This window comes from Marinobacter sp. ELB17, assembly GCF_000169375.1.
Taxonomy (GTDB): Bacteria; Pseudomonadota; Gammaproteobacteria; order Pseudomonadales; family Oleiphilaceae; genus Marinobacter.
This window is the reverse complement of the sequence record NZ_AAXY01000009.1, coordinates 14,661-34,483: the sequence shown is the minus strand read 5'-3', so window position 1 is coordinate 34,483 and position 19,823 is coordinate 14,661. Positions and strand designations below refer to the sequence as shown.

At 54.8% G+C, this 19,823-nt stretch carries 24 protein-coding genes; 6 read left to right on the top strand and 18 right to left on the bottom strand.

Going from position 1 to position 19,823, the window contains the following annotated elements:
- Positions 1–9: 9 nt before the first annotated feature.
- The 5 genes from MELB17_RS12230 to MELB17_RS12210 all read right to left on the bottom strand — a co-directional run bounded on the left by MELB17_RS12230 (position 10) and on the right by MELB17_RS12210 (position 3,720).
- The gene (locus tag MELB17_RS12230; RefSeq protein WP_007350558.1) at positions 10–366 is read right to left on the bottom strand and encodes a translation initiation factor Sui1; all 357 of its coding nucleotides are present in this window, start codon (positions 364–366) and stop codon (positions 10–12) included.
- Positions 367–894 carry a DUF4136 domain-containing protein gene (locus MELB17_RS12225; protein WP_007350557.1) on the bottom strand — a complete coding sequence of 176 codons (528 nt, stop codon included), beginning with the start codon at positions 892–894 and terminating at the stop codon, positions 367–369.
- A 59-nt stretch (positions 895–953) separates the two neighbouring features.
- Positions 954–1,559, bottom strand: a complete 606-nt coding sequence (locus MELB17_RS12220) for a YigZ family protein (protein WP_007350556.1) — start codon at positions 1,557–1,559, stop codon at positions 954–956.
- Positions 1,560–1,651: 92 nt separating this feature from the next.
- A complete protein-coding gene (locus tag MELB17_RS12215) occupies positions 1,652–3,037 on the bottom strand; it encodes a sensor histidine kinase (protein ID WP_007350555.1) in 1,386 nt (461 codons plus the stop codon).
- Positions 3,034–3,720, bottom strand: a complete 687-nt coding sequence (locus tag MELB17_RS12210; protein ID WP_007350554.1) for a response regulator transcription factor — start codon at positions 3,718–3,720, stop codon at positions 3,034–3,036. The genes MELB17_RS12215 and MELB17_RS12210 overlap by 4 nt, the downstream gene beginning before the upstream one ends.
- Before the next feature lie 207 nt (positions 3,721–3,927).
- Here MELB17_RS12210 and MELB17_RS12205 point away from each other — a divergent pair, with 207 nt between their 5' ends.
- Entirely contained in the window at positions 3,928–4,263 is a 336-nt protein-coding gene (locus tag MELB17_RS12205) for a hypothetical protein (protein ID WP_007350553.1), read from the top strand.
- A gap of 81 nt (positions 4,264–4,344) precedes the next feature.
- Positions 4,345–5,565 carry a GNAT family N-acetyltransferase gene (locus MELB17_RS12200; RefSeq protein ID WP_007350552.1) on the top strand — a complete coding sequence of 407 codons (1,221 nt, stop codon included), beginning with the start codon at positions 4,345–4,347 and terminating at the stop codon, positions 5,563–5,565.
- Positions 5,566–5,617: 52 nt separating this feature from the next.
- Here MELB17_RS12200 and MELB17_RS12195 read toward each other — a convergent pair whose 3' ends face one another.
- The 4 genes from MELB17_RS12195 to MELB17_RS12180 all read right to left on the bottom strand — a co-directional run bounded on the left by MELB17_RS12195 (position 5,618) and on the right by MELB17_RS12180 (position 9,032).
- On the bottom strand, positions 5,618–5,833 hold the full coding sequence (locus MELB17_RS12195; protein WP_007350551.1) for a dodecin: 216 nt from the start codon (positions 5,831–5,833) through the stop codon (positions 5,618–5,620).
- A 104-nt stretch (positions 5,834–5,937) separates the two neighbouring features.
- On the bottom strand, positions 5,938–6,840 hold the full coding sequence (locus MELB17_RS12190) for an NAD-dependent protein deacetylase (RefSeq protein WP_007350550.1): 903 nt from the start codon (positions 6,838–6,840) through the stop codon (positions 5,938–5,940).
- Between the two features lie 11 nt (positions 6,841–6,851).
- Positions 6,852–7,403, bottom strand: coding sequence for a DUF1415 domain-containing protein (locus tag MELB17_RS12185; protein WP_007350549.1), 552 nt, complete (start codon positions 7,401–7,403; stop codon positions 6,852–6,854).
- 42 nt (positions 7,404–7,445) lie between these two features.
- Positions 7,446–9,032, bottom strand: coding sequence for an ABC-F family ATPase (locus MELB17_RS12180; protein WP_007350548.1), 1,587 nt, complete (start codon positions 9,030–9,032; stop codon positions 7,446–7,448).
- Positions 9,033–9,178: 146 nt separating this feature from the next.
- On the opposite strand from MELB17_RS12180, the gene MELB17_RS12175 reads away from it, so the two are divergent.
- Complete coding sequence (locus MELB17_RS12175; RefSeq protein ID WP_083796387.1) at positions 9,179–9,517, top strand: peptidylprolyl isomerase; 339 nt, start codon at positions 9,179–9,181, stop codon at positions 9,515–9,517.
- Between the two features lie 69 nt (positions 9,518–9,586).
- Here MELB17_RS12175 and MELB17_RS12170 read toward each other — a convergent pair whose 3' ends face one another.
- Positions 9,587–10,450, bottom strand: a complete 864-nt coding sequence (locus MELB17_RS12170; protein WP_036184690.1) for a DUF2059 domain-containing protein — start codon at positions 10,448–10,450, stop codon at positions 9,587–9,589.
- Between the two features lie 128 nt (positions 10,451–10,578).
- Entirely contained in the window at positions 10,579–11,478 is a 900-nt protein-coding gene (locus MELB17_RS12165; protein WP_007350544.1) for a LysR family transcriptional regulator, read from the bottom strand.
- A 136-nt stretch (positions 11,479–11,614) separates the two neighbouring features.
- On the opposite strand from MELB17_RS12165, the gene MELB17_RS12160 reads away from it, so the two are divergent.
- Complete coding sequence (locus MELB17_RS12160) at positions 11,615–11,809, top strand: hypothetical protein (protein WP_007350543.1); 195 nt, start codon at positions 11,615–11,617, stop codon at positions 11,807–11,809.
- Between the two features lie 468 nt (positions 11,810–12,277).
- On the opposite strand, the gene rarD is transcribed toward MELB17_RS12160, so the two are convergent.
- Both rarD and MELB17_RS12150 read right to left on the bottom strand, forming a co-directional pair.
- A complete protein-coding gene (gene rarD, locus MELB17_RS12155; protein WP_007350542.1) occupies positions 12,278–13,159 on the bottom strand; it encodes an EamA family transporter RarD in 882 nt (293 codons plus the stop codon).
- 114 nt (positions 13,160–13,273) lie between these two features.
- Entirely contained in the window at positions 13,274–13,513 is a 240-nt protein-coding gene (locus tag MELB17_RS12150; protein WP_007350541.1) for a TIGR02647 family protein, read from the bottom strand.
- A 68-nt stretch (positions 13,514–13,581) separates the two neighbouring features.
- Between MELB17_RS12150 and MELB17_RS12145 the strand changes: the two genes are divergently transcribed.
- Both MELB17_RS12145 and MELB17_RS12140 read left to right on the top strand, forming a co-directional pair.
- Complete coding sequence (locus MELB17_RS12145; RefSeq protein WP_036184656.1) at positions 13,582–14,289, top strand: pseudouridine synthase; 708 nt, start codon at positions 13,582–13,584, stop codon at positions 14,287–14,289.
- Positions 14,290–14,325: 36 nt separating this feature from the next.
- Positions 14,326–15,024 carry a lytic transglycosylase domain-containing protein gene (locus MELB17_RS12140; RefSeq protein WP_007350539.1) on the top strand — a complete coding sequence of 233 codons (699 nt, stop codon included), beginning with the start codon at positions 14,326–14,328 and terminating at the stop codon, positions 15,022–15,024.
- A 64-nt stretch (positions 15,025–15,088) separates the two neighbouring features.
- On the opposite strand, the gene MELB17_RS12135 is transcribed toward MELB17_RS12140, so the two are convergent.
- The 5 genes from MELB17_RS12135 to MELB17_RS12115 all read right to left on the bottom strand — a co-directional run bounded on the left by MELB17_RS12135 (position 15,089) and on the right by MELB17_RS12115 (position 19,679).
- The gene (locus MELB17_RS12135) at positions 15,089–15,718 is read right to left on the bottom strand and encodes a LysE family translocator (RefSeq protein WP_007350538.1); all 630 of its coding nucleotides are present in this window, start codon (positions 15,716–15,718) and stop codon (positions 15,089–15,091) included.
- A gap of 56 nt (positions 15,719–15,774) precedes the next feature.
- Positions 15,775–16,611, bottom strand: a complete 837-nt coding sequence (locus MELB17_RS12130) for a sulfite exporter TauE/SafE family protein (RefSeq protein WP_036184689.1) — start codon at positions 16,609–16,611, stop codon at positions 15,775–15,777.
- 118 nt (positions 16,612–16,729) lie between these two features.
- The gene (locus tag MELB17_RS12125) at positions 16,730–18,256 is read right to left on the bottom strand and encodes a tripartite tricarboxylate transporter permease (protein WP_007350536.1); all 1,527 of its coding nucleotides are present in this window, start codon (positions 18,254–18,256) and stop codon (positions 16,730–16,732) included.
- Between the two features lie 2 nt (positions 18,257–18,258).
- Positions 18,259–18,705 carry a tripartite tricarboxylate transporter TctB family protein gene (locus MELB17_RS12120; RefSeq protein WP_007350535.1) on the bottom strand — a complete coding sequence of 149 codons (447 nt, stop codon included), beginning with the start codon at positions 18,703–18,705 and terminating at the stop codon, positions 18,259–18,261.
- Complete coding sequence (locus tag MELB17_RS12115; RefSeq protein WP_007350534.1) at positions 18,702–19,679, bottom strand: Bug family tripartite tricarboxylate transporter substrate binding protein; 978 nt, start codon at positions 19,677–19,679, stop codon at positions 18,702–18,704. Before MELB17_RS12115 ends, MELB17_RS12120 begins: the two co-directional genes overlap by 4 nt.
- Positions 19,680–19,823: the final 144 nt, after the last annotated feature.

The window sequence follows — 19,823 nt, the reverse complement described above, 5'->3', positions numbered from 1 at the left end:
TGAGCAGGGTCAGCCACCGGAACGTTTTACCACCCAGCCTTTTTGCATCAGCAACGGCAATAGAATATCTCGTTGGTCGCCCTGAATTTCAACAATGCCGTCTTTTAGGGTGCCACCGGTGCCGCATTTGGCTTTAAGCTCTTTGGTGTAGGCTTTCAGCTTTTTTTCTGCCAAAGGTATGCCGCTAATCAGAGTAACGCCCTTACCTTTGCGGCCTTTGGTTTCGCGACTGACCCGCACGACACCGTCACCCAGCGGGCGTTGTTCCCGGCCGCAGCTGCACTGTTCCTGCGGATGACGACACCGGGGGCACATGCGGCCCTGATCGGTGGAATAAACCAGTCCACCGTCGTGCTTTTTACTCATTCAGTCCAGCCCGGGCGGATATTTGGTGAACATTTCCTGAACCACTTCGTCGATCAGCTTGCGCCGCGTTTCTGGTGATTGGTTTTCGTTCAGGTAACGCCTGCTGGCTGCACGCCAAATCACCTGGCGGCTTTGCGCATCAGCCAGTTCAATCACCAGTTTACCTTCGTTGACTTCTCGCACCGGAGGCGGTGCCGACAGCCCCCAACCAAAATTACCGGTACCAAACCCTAACCCCAGGCCCAAACCGCTTTGCTCAAGGCGCTCTTCCTTTGTAATGTGCCAATTTACCAGCACGTCGGCCTCAGCAGCGCTTACCGGCTTCATAGCCTTGCTTGCCAGCTCACGTTCCAGCGCGCTTTTTACGCGGCTGCCGTCGAGCGACATAAAAGAATCGGAGCCGGCATCGTCGGCGTAGGCCCAGGTGTTGTAATCACCAAAAGGCGTGGCTGAATTATAATCCGTCACCACGTTGCTTGCGCAACCGGCCAGAGCCAGCGCGACAACTACACAGGTTACAAAGCGCATTAGTGCGTTCTCCTCAAATTAGCGGCCCGATAGAGTATACGCGCTGCCCGGCGAGCGGGTCAGGTATCGAAATGATAATTCAGTCCGCGGGCGTTGCAAAAACCAGCAAAATTTTCTGTCGCAGGTTCTGGCACGTCAACAGATACCGCCACTTGCTGGCCATAATTGATCTCGGTAATGGTCGCGTTGTGCCGTTCGCACCAATGCCGCAGAGGTTGTTCATCGGCAAAACCAATCACCGCCAAGGCTAGCTGGCTGGGCTGATGCACTACCCGTTCTACCGCCGACAGTACACTTTCTGCGGCGCCTGCGTAGGCCCGCACCAGGCCACCTGCGCCCAGCTTTATGCCGCCAAAATAGCGAATGACCAATACCAGTACATCCCCCATGTCTTTATGCTGAATAACACTGAGTATCGGTTTTCCAGCGGTGCCAGAGGGCTCGCCGTCGTCGTTCATGGCGGCTTCGGCTGCCGAGCCCGGACGGCCAATCTGATACGCCCAGCAGATATGGCGGGCATCATTATGATCTGCCTGCGCCTGTGCCAGCCATTGATGAACCTCATCGCGACTGTTTACCGGAGCCACGCGGGCTATAAACCGGCTCTTTTTAATTTCCGTGACCCGCTCCAGATAACCGGCGGGGACGGGGTAGTCTTTTTTCATTCGATTTTGCCTATTTTGCTCTCGAGCGCGCTCTAGATATTGATGGTTCCAAATCGAGACATTGCAACGACGCTATTCGGGTTCTCAGAAGCTCAGCTGACCACAAACACTGGCAACTGGACCCTTACCACCAGGCCTCCAGCGACCGCGTTGGCGGCGGAGACCTCGCCATCGTGGGCGAAAATTACCTTTTGTGCGATTGCCAGCCCCAGGCCCCAGCCCTGGCCACCACGGGATTGGTCGCTGCGGTAGAACGGCTCAAACAGGTGCGCCAGGGCTTCGTCTGGCGCACCGGGGCCGCTGTCGGTGATTTCAATCCATAACCGGTTGTCTGCAACCGTGGCCGCAACCGTCAAGGCTTGTCCTGGTGGCGTATGGTCCAGAGCATTCTGCAGAATATTGTCAAAGGCTCGGTGCAACAGCCCGGCATCACCCAGAACCAGCACGTGAGTTGCCTGCTCGCTCGCATTCAGCCGGCATTTCACATCCCGTCCACGGGCATACCCTGCTGCGTCTTGCAGTACAGCGTTTAATAGCTCCATAACAGCCACTGGCTGGCACGCAAACTGCTCGCCCTGGGCGGCCAACCGGTAAAGGGTCAACACCTGTTCAGTCATGGCTTCCAGGCGTTCGTTCTGACGCAGTATGCTGTTTAGCAATGCACCATCGCCGCCGCCGTCCAGAGCCAGTTCAATGGCTACCCGCTGCCGTGCCAGTGGCGTGCGCAAATCGTGGGAAATATCCCGTAATAATTGCTGCTGGCGATCAAGAAGACCCCACAGCTGTGCCGTCATAGCGTTAAATGCACTGGCAAGGGCGCCAATCTCATCACGGCGCGAGGCAACTTTGGGGTCAACCCGCAGGCTTTTGTCGCCGGCGGCAATAGCGCGAGCGGTGGCCTCCATGATTTTTAACGGCCGTGACAGGCGCCGGGCAATCAGCCAGCAGGCCAGGGAAATCAGCACTACCGCAAAGCCAGCGTTAATGGATCTTAAAGACCCAGGGGTCAACCAGCCGGCGGATTTGCCGCGCGGCCAGGCAATCAACCTATAATTGCCTGCCAGTTCAATCACTGCGGGTTTCAAGGCAAACCAGTGCGAATCCATGCGTTTACGAACGGAGGCCGGCAGGTTTCGACTATGGCCGGGCTCGCCGGAAGCCTCGGGCGCGGCCAGTATCAGGTGCAGGCCCAGAGTTCGGCCTTGCTGGCGCAAAAACTGGCGGGCCGCATCACCGCCGCCGCTCTGGCTGAGCGCCAGCACTTCCTGGCCTAGCTCATACAGCCCAAGCTGGCGCGTCATGGCCTGCTGTTCTTGTGCCACCAGCAACCGTGACACCAGCTGTCCAGCTCCCAGCGTTAACGCCATGGCCAGCCACACCATCAAAAAAATGCGCCAAAACAATGACACCGTAAAACGTCGCCGCGGCTCGGCAGCTTCATCGGCGCCGTTATTGTTTGTGCTGTGGAATGGTTTCATGGCACTACCCGGTAGCTATAACCAAGCCCGCGCACGGTTTCGATGCGCGGCGGTTCTTCGTTGCCGAGTTTCTTGCGCAGATTGCTAATGTGCATATCCAGAGTTCGATCGTAAGTCTCAAGGCGCCGGCCCAGCGCCCACTGCATAAGATCGGTTTTACGCACCACACTGCCGGCGTGAGCCAGAAGCACCTGCAGAACTTCGTATTCGGTAGCGGTCAAGTCCAGCGGCGTGCCATTCTGGCGCACCCGCCTGTGGTCGGGCTCAAGGCGCAAATCACCGTAGCTTCGACTGTCGTCCAGGTCCGCTTTCTGGTCCCACGCAATACGGCGCAACAGTGCGTGCAAACGTGCCACCAGCTCACGGGGGTTGCAGGGTTTGGAGATATAATCATCGGCACCCACTTCAAAGCCCACAATGCGATCAGTTTCATCACCGTGGGCGGTCAGCAGAATCACTGGCAGATGGGCACTGACACGCAGCTGTCGCAGTACGTCGAGCCCGTTGATATCAGGCAGCATAATATCCAGAACCACAATGTCACAGGATTCGCTTCGAGCCAGTGCCAGTCCGTCTTTACCGTTGGCCGCTTCGCGCACGGTGAAGCCTTGGGTAACAAGGTAACGGGCCAGCAACATGCGCAGCTCGTCGTCATCTTCTATTAATAGCACCCGATTTTGCATGCCTGCTTCACTCCGTCTGGAACTGCTCTGGCTTAGCGCAAGTCTACCATGCCCGCACTCACCCAATTTGGCTGGCCGCAAAGGCTTTACAGAACCTTTACCCAACGCTGACAGCAATTGACACTGCATTGATTAACATGGAGCCCCCTAAACGAAGCCACTAACCCTTACTGGCTTCGTCGCAAACCCGTTACCGGAGAAATCACCATGAAAACACCCCAATCTGTTCGCATCGCAGCTGCCCTGATGGCCTGCGCATTGCTGTCCACCGCTCCGCTTGCCATGGCCCAAGGCTTCGAAAAAGGTCCGGACAAGCATCAACGAATGCAGGAGCAGTGTGAACAAATGAACAGCACTGACATGCAGGCCCGGCATGCGCAACATCAGCAAAAAATGATGGAACGCCGCAACGAAACGGCCGACCGTCTTAAGCTAACCGATGAACAGCGCGAAACCTGGAACGATATGCAAAAAGAGCGTCAGCAACAGATGCAAAAGAAAATGGAGAAACAGCAAAAGCGTTGCGACAAGATGGCTAAATAAATCGCAACGGGTGATCGCCTGGGTGGTTCTGGCGTAAGGTATGTGCAGTGAGTGCATCGTCTTACAGGAAATCGAACTTACATGAACCAGCCAGATAGCCAACCACTAAGCCTTACCTTTGACGGCCCTGCACAAAGCAAGATCCACATTTGCCGGTCTATCGACGATATTAACGCTGCAGACTGGCAGAGCTTGGCCGGCAGCGATTACCCCTTTGCGCGATACGATTTTCTTCAGGCACTGGAGCACAGCGGTTGCACCAATGCTGCTACCGGCTGGCAGCCCAGCCATCTGGTGATCCGCCAGCAGGGTCAGGTTACCGGCATTATTCCAGCATTCTTAAAAAACAATTCCCGCGGCGAATACGTGTTCGATTTTGCCTGGGCCGAAGCCTACCAGCGTCACGGCCAGCCTTATTATCCAAAGTTGCTAATGGCCATTCCCTTTACCCCGTCACAGGGGCCGCGGCTGCTGCTAACACCGCAGCTGCGCGAAATTCTGGACAGCGCATCGCTTCATAAACTGCTTGATACAGCCACCACTGCACTCGGCGCCCATTCCTGGCATCTGCTGTTTCCCAACAGCGCGGATCAAGCGCTGCTTTGCCAGCCGCAAACACCAGACAGCTCGCAATTGCATCGGCTAGGCTGCCAGTTTCACTGGCACAATGCCGGGTACGGCGCCTTTGACGACTTTCTGGCGCTATTAACATCGCGCAAGCGCAAGTCCATCCGCAAAGAACGCAAACAGGTCAGCGATCAGGGCATTGAGTTTCAGCGTGTCAGCGGCTCGGACATATCTGACCGAGTGCTTGATAGTTTCTACGTGTTCTACCAGGCAACTTATCTTAAGCGCGGCCAGCGGCCCTATCTGAACCGTGACTTTTTCGAGCGTTTGTTCCGCCAGGTGCCAGAGCATGTGCACATCGTGATAGCGCTCAAACAAGGTGAAATGATCGCCAGCGCGCTGTTTCTAAGCGGCACTGACACCCTTTACGGGCGCTACTGGGGTTGCCTGGACGAGTACAATCATTTGCACTTTGAAACCTGCTATTACCAGGGAATAGAACTGGCCATAGACCTTGGCCTGCAGCATTTTGACGCCGGTGCTCAGGGTGAGCACAAACTGGTACGGGGTTTTGAGCCGCTACTCACCCACTCGTGGCACGGCATAGAACATCCGGGCTTTCGCGATGCCATTGCAAATTTTGTCGCTGAAGAGCGCGAGGGAGTTCGCGGCTATTTTGAAGAGAGTAAAACATTACTGCCATTTCGCCAGACTGAAAATGAAAAAGGCGGCTGATTGCGCAGCCGCCTTTTTGATTTTGCCATTCAACATGAACTAGCGTGCAAAATCAGTCTTTACCAATGCGAAAGCCAATTTTCAAACTGACCTGGTAATGGCCCACCTTGCCGTCAACAATGTGGCCGCGGGTTTCAACCACTTCAAACCACTCCATGTTACGCAGGCTTTTACCACATTCGTCCAGTGCGTTCTGAATAGCCTCCTCAATGCTGTTGGGAGATGACCCTACAATTTCAACTTTCTTGTAAACATGCAAGCTGCTCAAAATTGAACTCCTCCTATCCTCATGAATTAACACGTACTTTCAGCCTAGAACAGGTTTTCATACAATGCAATTCCACGCGAACGGATTTTTTACCCGGCTTGCGGCTAAAGCTGGTTCACGCAAACCCGAAGGGTGTCCGAAATGCTGGCGTTAAGTCTGAGCATTGCCAGAGATTCCGCACGGGTTCGGCCCAGGTTCAATGTCGCGATGGGCTTACCCCATTCATGAGCGTAACGGCAAAAGCGGAATCCGGAGTAAACCATCAGTGACGAGCCAATCACCAGTAGGCCGTCGCTGGCTTTAAGCGCATCCAGTGCCGCATTCACCCGCTGTTTGGGTACGTAATCACCAAAGAACACCACGTCCGGTTTTAAAATACCGCCACACACCGGGCAGTCTGCCAACTGGAAGTCTGCAAAATTAATGTCTAAATCGGCATCACCATCCGGCGCCACGTCCGCCGTAAACGCACTGAACTGCGGATTAAGAATCGCACAGCGCTGGTGTACCTCGTCCCTCATGCATCGATAATCGCAGCTCATGCATAGCACCTCGTCAGCGCGGCCGTGCAAATCAGTTACCGCCTGAGTACCTGCTTTTTGGTGCAACCTGTCAACATTCTGGGTGACCACCAGCGAACTGTGATTGAGCATTTCAAGCTGGGAAATATGATGGTGAGATGCATTCGGTGAGGCGTTGCGCATCAGCGGCCAGCCTATCAGGCTGCGGCCCCAGTAACGTTGGCGGGTTTGAACGCTGCCCATAAAGGCCTGATGCTGCACCGGCTGCTTTCGCTTCCAGGCGCCGTCGCCATCGCGGTAATCCGGAATACCGGAATCGGTGCTGACACCAGCGCCGGTCAGAATCAACAATCTGGGATGGCTGTGAATATAGTCGGCGAGCATGGCACCGGCCTGCTCGGGCTGGTGCGCATTGGGCGTTATGTCAGTATCTGGCAGCCGCTGACCAGAGCTGAAGGGGCGGGAACGGTGACGGATTTCAGACATGCACACTCCGGTCAGGAAGGATTTTCCAGGCATCTCGCCAGAAGGGCGCGCATTTTCTGGACACCCAGTTTTTGCGTGAGTTCAATATTACGGTCTGGAATGTCATCTACGTTCGGATAGTGATCAATGGCCACTTCCAGGCTGGCTTCGCGCAGCAGATGCAGCATCGGGTAGGGCGATCGATTGGTGTAGTTCTCGGCATCATCCGGCCCGGTGCCAGCGAACTGATAGTGCGGGTGAAAACTGGCAACCTGGTAAACACCTTCCAGTTCCAGAACCGCCAACAGGCCGTTGGCTTCTTCCAGAAACTCGTTGTACCGCATGAAGTCGCCCAGTGCGTAGGGGTGAATCAGCAGCGTGGTTTCCAGATCTGGCTCGTTATCCAGGCGCTGTAGTTCCTGCTGCAGATACTGCAGCAAGAACTCTTCGTTTGTCGCTTCGCACACCGTAAAACGCACGCTGCCTTTCGCGAGTTCGCGCTTGGCGAACGGACAGAAGTTCAACCCAACGACTACCGTGTCCACCCAGTTACGGGTAGCGCTAATAATGTCTGACTGGTTCACACCCTACCCTCTTGCATAACCAAGTGCGTTAGTTGCTCTTACTCATACGTAGCCGCGGCTTCGCAGGTATTCGTCGTAGTTGCCGCTGAAATCGATGACTCCGCTAGCGTCGAGTTCAATAATACGGGTCGCCAGGGACGATACAAACTCCCGGTCGTGGCTCACAAAAATAAGTGTGCCTTCATAGTTTTCAAGAGCCAGGTTTAACGCTTCAATTGACTCCATGTCCATGTGGTTGGTGGGTTCGTCCAGCAGCATCACATTGGGCTGTTGCAAAATCAGTTTGCCAAACAGCATTCGGCCTTGCTCCCCTCCTGACAACACGTGAACAGATTTTTCGATGTCGTCGCTGGAAAACAGCATGCGACCCAATGTGCCGCGAATCACTTGCTCGCCGCCGGTGGTCCAGCGTGCCATCCAGTCGTTCAGGTTCATGTCCTGAGCGAAATCTGACGTGTGGTCCTGGGCAAAATAGCCAACCTGAGCACTGTCAGTCCACTTCACCTCACCGCTATCCGGCTGGTAAGCCCCTGTCAGACACTGTAAAAACGTGGTTTTTCCAACGCCATTGGGTCCAATGATCGCAACCCGTTCACCGGCTTCAATTTGCAGACTGAGTTTTTTGAACAGCGGGATGTCGGTAAAACCCTTGGTCAATTCCTTCAGCGTTAACGCTTGGCGGTGAATCTTTTTACCCGATTCAAAACGGATAAACGGGCTGATACGGCTGGACGGTTTTACATCATCCAGTTGAATCTTGTCGATCTGGCGCGCCCGCGAAGTGGCCTGCTTGGCTTTAGAGGCGTTAGCCGAAAAACGACTAACAAATTGCTGAAGCTCGGCAATTTGGATCTTTTTCTTGGCATTTTCTGACAGCATGCGCTCGCGGGCCTGGGTGGCAGCGGTCATGTACTCATCGTAGTTACCCGGGAACAAGCGCAACTCACCGTAATCCAGATCCGCCATGTGGGTGCACACGCTGTTCAGGAAGTGGCGGTCGTGGGAAATAATAATCATGGTGCTGTTGCGCGCCACCAGAATGCTTTCCAGCCAGCGGATGGTGTTAATGTCCAGGTGGTTAGTGGGCTCGTCCAGCAACAACACATCCGGATTTGAAAACAGTGCCTGGGCCAGCAAAACCCGCAGCTTCCAGCCGGGCGCCAGTGCGCTCATCAGGCCATCGTGCTGGTCCAAAGGAATGTCCAGGCCCAGCAATAACTCACCGGCGCGGGATTCCGAGGTATAACCGTCCATCTCGGCAAATTGCACTTCCAGATCCGCCACGGCCATGCCGTCGTCTTCGGTCATCTCTGGCAGCGAATAGATACGGTCGCGCTCTTTCTTCACCGTCCACAATTCTTCGTGGCCCATGATCACGGTGTCAATCACTGTTGAACTTTCAAACGCGAACTGGTCCTGGCGTAATTTACCCAGGCGAATATTAGAATCGAGCATAATGTGCCCGGAGGACGGCTCCAGATCGCCACCCATGATTTTCATCAGCGTCGACTTTCCACAACCGTTGGCACCAATCAGGCCATAGCGATTGCCGTTACCGAATTTGGCTGAGACGTTTTCGAACAGGGGCTTGGCCCCGAATTGCATCGTAATATTGGCAGTAGCGATCAAGGCAGCAACCTGTAGACGTAAGGCCGGTACCGGCAATTCACCAGGGAATCCGGAGCGGCTGAAAATAGACGCGGTATTGTACAGGATTGCGCACAAAATGGTCAGCCAACATTAACACTGACAAAAAGCTCTTGCCAGAGGCCGCCATGGCGGGCAGCATTCGCCAGTCGTCTTTAGACACTCAAACATACTTAAGGAAGCAAAACATGGCACAAGCAACAGCGCGTCACATTCTGGTAGACACCGAAGCAAAGTGTGAAGAACTGAAAAAAGACATCGAAGGCGGGCAGGATTTTGCCGAAGTCGCTAAGAAGCACTCATCTTGTCCGTCTGGCGGTAACGGCGGCGACCTGGGCTCCTTCGGCCCCGGCCAGATGGTTCCGGAATTCGACACCGTGGTTTTTAGCGCTGACCTGAACACCGTGCAGGGCCCGGTAAAAACCCAGTTCGGCTATCACCTGCTGGAAGTGACCAGCCGCGGCTGATCTGTTCGCCCGGCGAATCGCTCATGGATCGCCGGGCGTTTAGTACAAAACGACTTTCTTACATAACGACTATTTCGTAGTGGCCTGGGGTGCTAAAAACTGGCCCAGCTGCTCGCCAATGCTCTCTACAGGCTCAATAACCGCTTGCTTCACGCCACTGGATACCACGCGGGTAAAAGCCGCGCCGCCATCGCTTTCCAGAAACCTTAGATACTGCTCCATTTCCGCACCACTGATATCCTGGTAGGCATACAGGTAACTGTTAAACACCTGCTGCTCCACAACTCCTTTCAAAACCGGGCGCTGGCTTTCTATACGCTTTTGAAGCGTTTCGAAGTTTACCGAATTACTGCTGAACGCTGCCATGGTAGACGCTAACCCAAGCTGCACCGCAATGGTGGTATCAACAGCGCTTTGGGTTGCGTGCGAAGCGCGGTCAAAACGCACGAAACTCTTGGCACGATCGGTATTGCCGAATCTTTGGGCCAGTTGGTCGGCCTGCGCGCTAATTTGCGACCACACCGCCGGTGCTGACGCGGCTACTTCGGCTCTTGAGATTTTCTGTGCGACGGGCGTGTTGTACCAGTCAGCCACGGCTTGCAGCTGCCCATTGCTCAACTCCGCCTGCAGGCGGCCTGCCACCTGCTGCTCTATTTTCTGCGGATTAAAATTGTTGCTAACCACATACCCAACCGCGTCAGCGACCATCGGCGGAACCTGCCCTGTCTGCTTAAGGCCATCGCGTATGCCCTGGCTCATCATGGCCGGGTACTGGGCAATAATTTCGTCCATTGGCGAGGCTCTGAGCACCTGCCTGGCGTCCACCGTCTGCTGCTGTTTTGCAGCGGGTGACGTTGCCGCAACAGCAAGCGCAGGGTTACCCAGCAGTGCCGCCGACATCAAAAAAAAACAGATTTTGTTACCACCCATCATAATGCCGCCATCCAAAGATAATGTGGGCTGTTTATGACACGGCCAACGCCCACGCGGCAAGTAAATCCCTGCGCGAGCGGATGACAGTTTGGTAGGGTTGATCGCCCTGCGGCACACCGCAGCGAGCATTAGTACGTGGTGCTGAACTCCAGGCTAGCCTCAAGAGCCCGCAAGCGGGATACCAGAAAAGCCATCACCAGCCGCACCCGCGCCATTTGTTGGGTGTCCTGATTCACGTGTAGCCATAAATCCACACTTTCACCTTCCAGCGGCTCCGACAGGCGCCGCAATTCACGAGCGTCTTCGCCCAGATAACAGGGCAATACAGCCACCCCTGCACCGCTGCGGGCCAGCGCCACCATTGCCTGCAAGCTATTACAACGAATCACCGAGGTTACATGTTTCAGGTGGCGACGGTACCAACGCCCGGTAGCCAGCAGGCTGAAGGTTTCATCGGGGATAATCCAGCGCAGCTGTTCCGGCCGCTGGTCGATATCGAAACCGCGGTTACGGCGACAGTATCCCGGGGTGGCATACACCGCGTATTCCATCGCCGCAATGCGCTCACCTTCCCATGTCGCCTGGGGTTTGTTTTCCGGGCGCAGGGTCAAATCGGCTTCGCGATGGCTTAAATTGCTGACGTCGTTGTCGGTCAGAACTTCCAGTTCGATGTCTGGGTACTTTATAAGCAGGCTCGCCAGAATCGGCGCTAACAGCTCAGCCATCAGCGTGTCCGGGGTGGCGATGCGTATCTTGCCCTCAAGCGCAGTTGTTTCCTGGCGTAGTTTGCGCTCCAGGTTTTCTATTTCCGCCGCCAGTTTTTCAGCCTCGTGAAAAGCCATTTCGCCGGCAGCCGTCAGCTTCAAACCTTCGCGGCTGCGCTCGAAAAGCCGAACTGCCAGGGCCTCCTCCATATGGTCAAGCCGACGCAACACCGTGGTTTGGTGCACGCCCAGTATTTCTCCGGCTTTGGCGAGCGTTCCACCTATTGCCAAAGCACGTACATATCTTAAATAATCCCAATCCATAGATCACTGCATATTTGCAACGTGGATAGGGATTATAACGTATTTATACTGCGAATATGAATCTATATAGTTAACTACATGTTCGGCAAACACCCGAAACTCACTGTTGAGAAATTTCTTAAAGGAGGAAAGCACTATGGCCACCAAGCCAGTCGCAACCGTTCACCAGTTGCCGTCATCCATCCTCCACAACAGTGGCGCTATCCGGAGCCAGTACACCCGTGAAGCCAGCCGTCTCATGGTTCAGGTGATCGCACGCAAATTTCGCTCCTGGAACAAAAGAGCGGTGGCCGTGGCTACCGACATGGGCCAGGTGCAGGGCGGCCACTAAGCCGACCTGAAGATCAAAAAAACGCCGGCAAGCGCTAAGCTCCCGGCGTTTTTTTGTGAATGGAATGTATCAATCGAAAACCCAATTGAAAAAAAGCACCCATGAGTCCCAGTCGCGTGCCATAGTCTATAGTGACCGACGAGGCGCATAACTGAAATAAACTATAAAAAAAGGAAGAAATCGCCATGAGACTTTCACGCAGAGCGTCTTACACCACGGCCGCTTGGGCCTTCATAATGATTGGCTCAACCGCGTTTTTCCTGTCCAGCTATTTTGGATTCATGGGCTTTTAAGCCCACATTTAACCAGCGTTGCCGCTCCGCCCTAATCAAGTTAGTGCCAAACTGCACGCGCGACTGAAGCTCGTTCAGCATTTGCCCTGCGAAGCGGGGATGGCAAATAACGCGCAGGCAGCGCTGGGTGAGCCTGGGAGCTTCCTATGGGCCTCGCGACCTTGCAAGTGCAAGCTCATACTGCCCTTCGCACCCTGCCCTGCCACGAGGAAATACTGTAAACAATCAGCGCCAGCCAGATCACCATAAAACTTGTTAACTGAATAGGGCTTAAAGGCTCGTTGAAAACCAACAGAGCGATTACGAACTGCAACGTCGGGTTTATGTACATCAGAAAGCCAACAGTCGCTAACCTCAGGCGTCGCGCGGCGCCGGCGAATAGCAGCAGGGGAATGGCCGTTAACACGCCGCTGGCCATCAACAAACTGCCCGTGGGCAAATCCCGGGTAAAGTTCGAAGCGCCCGATGTCGCCAGCCAACCAAAGGTCATTAAGCCCAAGGGCAGTAGCAGGAGGGTTTCCACAAATAAACCGGACAAACCGTCTAGCTGGATCTGTTTGCGCAGAAGCCCATACACGCCAAAACTGAATGCCAATACCAGGCTAATCCAGGGTAGCTCGCCCAGCATCAGCAGCTGAAGCGCGATGCCAAAGCCGGCAATAGCGACCGCTGCCATCTGCCAACGCCCCATCTGTTCGCGCAACACCACCATGCCCAAGGCTACATTCACCAGCGGCGTCAGAAAATAGCCCAGGCTAGCCTGCAACACGTGGCGGGTTTCAACGGCGTATATGTACACGCCCCAGTTAAGCGCGATAAGCAGCGCGCAGCCCAACACCCGCCAAAGTTGTCGCGGACTGGCAAAAGCGTCTTTTACCGGCTGCCAGCGCCTTAACCCGGAAATCAGGATGGCCAGAAAAACACAGGACCAGATGATTCGATGCACCAGAATCTCAAGGGCCGGCACGCCCTGAAACAGCGCAAAAAATAGCGCGAATGAGCCCCAGATAGTGTAGGCGCATACGCCATACCACACGCCTTTGGTCTGTTCGGGCACTGGCTTCTCCGCTGTGCAACAGGCAACAAAAAAACCCCGGGCCCTGCGCCCATGGCGCAGCCCGAAGTGCGGGATCTACAATCAGTGAAATCAGTACAATCAGAGATTAACGGATTATTTGATGCTCAGTATCGCGAGCAACATTTGCGCTTGCTCGATCGCTTCGCTACCCAATGCGGTCAGGTAGCCGCCGTCGTCGCGGGTAATCAGGCCTTTACTGAACAAGCGCTCTGCCGCCGAAACCAGCTCCGGGGCGGCCTCATTGCGATGTACTTTGATACCTTCCTGAGCGGACGACGAATCGAACTGGGTTAAAAGATTCAGCTCGGCCAGGTGATCTGCAGAGAATGCCATGTAGTTTCCTCGTATGATGTCAGATGTCCGGCTTAGGGCCGGTTGTTACAGTCTATACCATGAGCGCCATGAAACTTTCCCGTATTGTTAGCAACCAACCCGATATAAGCCGCAAACAAGCGAATTGGCTGATTGCTACCGGCCAAGTGTACGTTAACGACCTGAGTTGCCGAACGGCAGACGCCGATGTGGACGAATTTGCGGCGGTCAGCGTCAACGGAAAAACCTTACAGCAGGGCCATTGTGCCCACTATATTATGCTGCACAAACCGGCAGGTTATCTTAGCGCTACCGAAGATGATACGCACCCTACAGTTCTGCAATTGTTACCTCCTGGTTTAAGCCAATGCCTGCACATTGCCGGCCGGCTGGATCGCGCCACTACCGGCCTGATGATACTGACCAACAACGGCACCTGGTCACGGCAATTAACGCTGCCCGGCATGGGCATTGCCAAGGTTTATCGGGTAACAACCGCCTACCCGATTGGGCCAGACACGCCGCAGCGCTTTGCTGAGGGTATCTGGTTCGAATACGAGCAGCTCACCACAGCCCCCGCCACGCTTGAATTGCTGGAACCAACATTGGCAAGGCTGACTATTTATGAAGGCCGCTATCACCAGGTGAAGCGCATGTTCCACGCCGTAGGCAATCGGGTCATTGCGCTACACCGGGAACAGATTGGCCACTTACAATTAAACAGCGATTTGGCCGAAGGTAACTTCAGAATGCTGACGGGTTCAGAGACTGAAGGGCTGAATCGGTATTACACTTGAGGAATAACCCTTGTTGAAGCGATATACTTTGTAGCTATGAAATACGCTCACACGTTTTGCTCTCCGCTTCTCGCACTTTTTCTGGCATTTGCCAGCAGCGCGACCTGTGGCGACACCATCAAGCGTATTGTGCACAGCGACGGCAGCGTGGAGTTTTCCAATGTAAAAAGCGACAGCCCGCTGGCGTCAGATGGCGCAGCCACGGTGTACCGTTATCAAGACAAATACGGCGTGGTGTCCTACAGCGGCGAACGCCCGGCTAACACCAAGTTTTCGGTGATTCGCTTCCACTGCTTTGCCTGTGATCCTTCGTCTACGGTGAATTGGGACACCACGCCGCTGTTTGCATCCCGCTACAATGAACAGATTGAGACGGCGGCCAAAGAGTTCAATGTAGATCCCGCCCTCGTTCGCGCCGTTATTCACGCCGAATCGGCATTCAACCCCAGGGCGCTGTCGCCCAAAGGGGCACAGGGACTTATGCAACTAATGCCCGCCACTGCAAACGAGCTCGGGGTGGTTAACGCCATGGTTGCCGAAGACAACATTCGCGGTGGTGCAAATTATCTGGCGCAAATGCTGGATCGCTTTCGGGGCGACACCAAGCTGGCCACCGCGGCCTACAACGCCGGCCCCGGAGCCGTTAGCCGCCACAATGGCATTCCGCCCTACGCAGAAACTCGGGCTTACGTGAAAAGAGTGGGTATTCTGTACCGCCGTTACGCCGCGCTTTAACGCGCCGTTCCAAAACCCGCTCAAGCCCAGAGTTCTTTCAACCCGTTCAGCCCGCTCAGCCCGCTCAGCCCAAAGCCAGCCAAACACCCACCAGCATCATCAGGCTGCCTGAAATTCGATTGGCCAGCCGTACTTTATCACCACTGCGCAGAGCCCGACGCAAGGTGCGCCCGCCATTGGCATACAGCAGCAAGCACAAAAATTCCATGCTCAGAATAATCAGTATCAGCGCCGTAAGCTGCGGCGCCATTGGCAGTGAGCTATCTATAAACGGCGGCAGCAAAACCACCAGAAACGCCCAGCCTTTGGGGTTGGCAATGGCGGTTATAAAACCCTGCATGGCCAACTGCCAGCGGGTGCTGCTCGGCAATATCGCGCCTTCTTCCGGCATCGCCATTTTGCCGCGGGAACGCCACAGTTGTACGCCCAACCATATCAAATAGGCACCGCCCGCGACCTTGGCAACTTCAAACACCGTGGGATAACCCAGCATAAATGTAGCCACGCCTACGGCAGACGCAATGGCCACAATACCAACGCCCAGCAGTTCGCCGATCATCATCCATAGCGCCCGGCGCACACCCACAGTAATGCCCAGCGACAACGCCAGGGTCATGCACATGCCAGGGGTGATAGACACCACAAAAAAGGTGGGCAGAAACACCGACAACAACGCCAAATTCAAAACCGACATAACAATCCTTAAACGTTTGCAGCGACGCTGCGCATAAATTTTCCGGCATAACGCCGCTACAGCAACGCGCTGACAATGCCCACACTGCTAACGATAAACAGCACAATGCCCAGCAGGCGGAAAAACACAGGCGTTTCGGCTTTTAAAATACGGTCGTGAAAACGCAGCCCTATCACATGACCGATGGCAGCGCAGGGCAACAGCCACAGATGGTGAATCAGCTGCAGATCCAGCCCAACCCAGATAAACGCAGCCATTTTGATCAGCACCAGAATAAACCAGAGGCCAAACAAGGTGTCGCGCAGCTTTTCCCGGGGCAGATGCTGCGCCGCCACCGCAATAATCAATGGTGCGCCAATCAGCGAAGTACCGCTGATATAACCACCGGCCATCAGCAAACCCACGTCCACCGCTTTGCTGTTGCTGCGAAAAGGCCGGTTGAGGATATAAGACACCGAATAAATCGCAACAATCACAAATATGATAGAGCTAAGCACATTCGCTGGCAGCGTAAACAGCCCAAACACGCCAATCAGTTTGGGCACGAGCATAATGCGGAGCATACGCCACAGGTACGGCCAATCCACCGTGCTTTCTACCGTGCTTTCCGGCGCTATTACGGCTGCATCCGGCCCAAAGCCGGTTAATGTCTGGCCGCTTTTATCACCTTTCTGGCTTTGACTGCGGCGGTTGTTCATCCAAATGGTGAGTGATGAAAACACCAGCAAGTGAACGGCTATGATCGGCAAAAAAACCAGTGGTGCGTCTTTCACCAGCAGCAAAAACGGCAACGACAATACAGCCCCACCGAAGCCCAACCCGGAGCGTACAAAACCGCTCCAAATGAAGATCAGCGCAATCAAACCGTACTGAATTAGGGAAAGATCTGACATAACATCCTGAGCGGTAGGAGCAAATTCGTTCGAGTGTAACGGTTTTTCAATAAAAAACACCGGGCAAAGCCCGGTGCAACCTGCGTAATTTATCCGCCGTGGCGGCTTACCGGAGCGTTTAATCGCTCACTGGGCCCTCCTTGATGGCAGAGCGCATGCGCCGGCGTATTATTGGCCCGACCAGCGTCGGCAGCACCAGGCCCAAACCAGCAACCAGCCACAAACCAATGGCCAAGGGGCTAGACCAGAGTGTCATCCAGTCTCCGTCAGACAATATCAACGCGTGACCCAGGTTTTTTTCCATTTCTGGCCCCAACAGCAGGCCTAGAATAATAGGTACCATGGGAATTTCCAGCTTGCGCAGAATAAACCCGCCAACTCCAAACACAATCATGAAGTACAGATCAAAGGTGCTGTGGCTAATGGAGTAAATACCCACAAACGCTACCATGGTCACAATCGGCAGCAGGTACATCGGCGGCACCGACAGCAGCCGAACAAACACGCCAATCATCGGAATGTTCAGTATCAGCAGCAATACGTTGCCAATCAACAGCGCAGCGATCACCCCCCACACAATGTCGGCGTTCTGCGTGAACATTAACGGCCCCGGCGTGATATTCAGGGAAATCAGCATGGCCAGCAACACCGCTGTGGTGCCACTGCCCGGCACTCCCAGGGTCAGCATGGGTACCAAAGCGCCCGATGCCGCACCGTTGTTGCCCGCTTCCGGCGCCACTACACCGCGAATGTCACCTTCGCCAAAGCGACCTTTTTTGCCGATCACCGACTTTTCCAGGGTGTAGCTGATAAAGCTGCCCAAAGACGCACCAGCACCCGGCAGCACGCCGGCAATAAAACCCAGCACACCACCGCGCAGTTGGGTGGGGATAGTCGACACAATTTCTTTGAAACTCAGCGTCAGTTTCCCTACCTTCACTTTGCTGCGGCCTTTGCCCATTCGTGCTTCAACAAAAAACAACAGCTCGGATATGGCGAACAGCCCAACAATCGCCAATATGAAGTCGATACCTTCATACATCTCCAACACACCGGCGGTATAACGCTGAGTGCCGGTGGATATGTCGATACCCACGGTGGAAATCATGATGCCAAGCGCTGCAGCAATCACCGTTTTCATCGGATTTTTGCCGGTTATGCCGCCAAGAGTGGCGAACGCCAGCATAAACAGGGCGAAGTATTCCACCGGCCCGAAGGTCAGTGCGAATCGCGCCAGCACCGGTGCCAATATGATCAGCCCTATCGTGCCGATCAGACTCCCCGCAAAGGACGCAATCGCTGAAATAGCCAAAGCATCTGCCGCACGGCCTTGTTGCGCCATGGGATAGCCGTCCAGGCAGGTCATCATGGCTGGCTCGTCGCCCGGTATGTTTAGCAGGATGGACGAAATTCGCCCGCCGTACATAGCACCGGCATAAACCGAGGTCAGCAGAATCATCGCCGTTTCCGGCGGAAGCCCCAAGGTGAAGGCCAGCGGAATAAGAATGGCAACGCCGTTAGCCGGGCCCAGGCCTGGCAAGCAGCCAATCAGGGTGCCCACAAAGGCGCCGAACAGCGCAAACATCAGGTTGTACGGCGTTAGCGCCACCGCAAACCCGTCCATCAGAAAGCCAATAGTTTCCATGGTCAGGAGCCTCCCAGCAGGCCGTTAGGCAGGCTCAGCGACAAGCCATAGTTGAACAATCCAAACACCACAACGGCACTGATCAAACCGGTCACAAATGCCCGCAGTGGCGGCGCACCCATGCGCCAGCTTAAAATGCCAACCGCCAGCGTAGTGGAAATAATAAAGCCCAATGGCTCAAGCAGCAGCGCATAAACAACCAGCACAATGATCGAAATCACCAGTTCCAAAGCGGACTTGCCCACCGGCCATTTGGCATCGGCGTCTGGTTTAATCATCAGGTACAGGCTGCCCACCACCAGCACAATCGCCAGAATGGTGGGGAAAGTTTCTGGCCCTACGCCCTCGGCACCGCCGAAGGGCTCAGGCCATTGCTGCGCTACCCAGCCATAGGCAACCGCCACAACCAGCAGAAACAAGCCCAGAATACGGTCGCCCATGCCGGTCATTTTAGTAGACCGATTTCCCGGGACAGGTTTTCAATGTCCTGCACCTGGTTGGTTACAAAGCTTTCAAACTCGCCAGCCTTGGGATGGAACGGAATCAAACCGTTGCTTTTCATCACGGCTTTCCATTCTTCGCTGGCGTAAATAGTGTCCATCGCCTCTACCCAGTATTGCTGAGCTTCTTCCGAGGTGTCTTTGGGCATATAAAACCCGCGCCAGTTAGGGCCAAGCGCATCAATACCCTGTTCGCGGGCGGTAGGTATGTTGCCAAATTTGCCCGGCAGACGTTCTTCGGAAAGCACCGCCAGTACGCGCAAATCGCCCGATTCCATAAAGCCGGTCGCTTCAGATACGTCACCGGTAAAGGCATCCACCTGGCCACCCACTACCTGGGTCATGGCTTCGCCGCCGTTGTTATAAGACAGATAAGGAATGGAAGGCAGCTTGTCGGCACCCGCCGCTTTTGCTGCAATCAGCACTTTCAAGTGGTCCCAACCGCCGCGAGCACTGCCGCCGGCAAACTTGACCGCGCGCGGGTCTTCTTTCAGCGCATCCATCAACTGGTTGAGGTTTTGGTACTCGGAATCTTTGCTCACGGCGATAATGCCGTAGTCGGCTCCCAAAGCGCCGATCCACTTCACCATAGACGCGTCCATACCCGGAAACTGCTTCTGTGCCAAGCGTGTGGTAGTCGCGGTCGACGCTGCAACAATCAGCTTGTCATCGTTTTTACGCTTGCTGACCGTGTGGGCATAAGCCACGCCGCCACCGGCGCCAGCCATGTTGACGGTTTGTACAGAGCCTTCTACCAGCTTAAGCTGCTGCATAACGTTGCCAACGCTGCGGCAGGTGAAATCCCAGCCGCCGCCCGGGTCAGCCGGAGCCAGGCACTCTACTTTTCCGCTAGGCTGCCAGGCCATGGCAGACATACTGAAAGCGGCCGTCGCCGCGAGTGTTATTGCTCTTTTAATAAACATACACATCACCTTTTTGTTGTTTCACCAAACAGAATAGAAGGCAATGCGTAGTTGCTGAAGTTTGCGGGCGTAACGGATATAAAAAAACTAACGTTCATTCTGTGCATAAAGTTCACGAGCAAAACCGCTTACGGTGTTTTAACC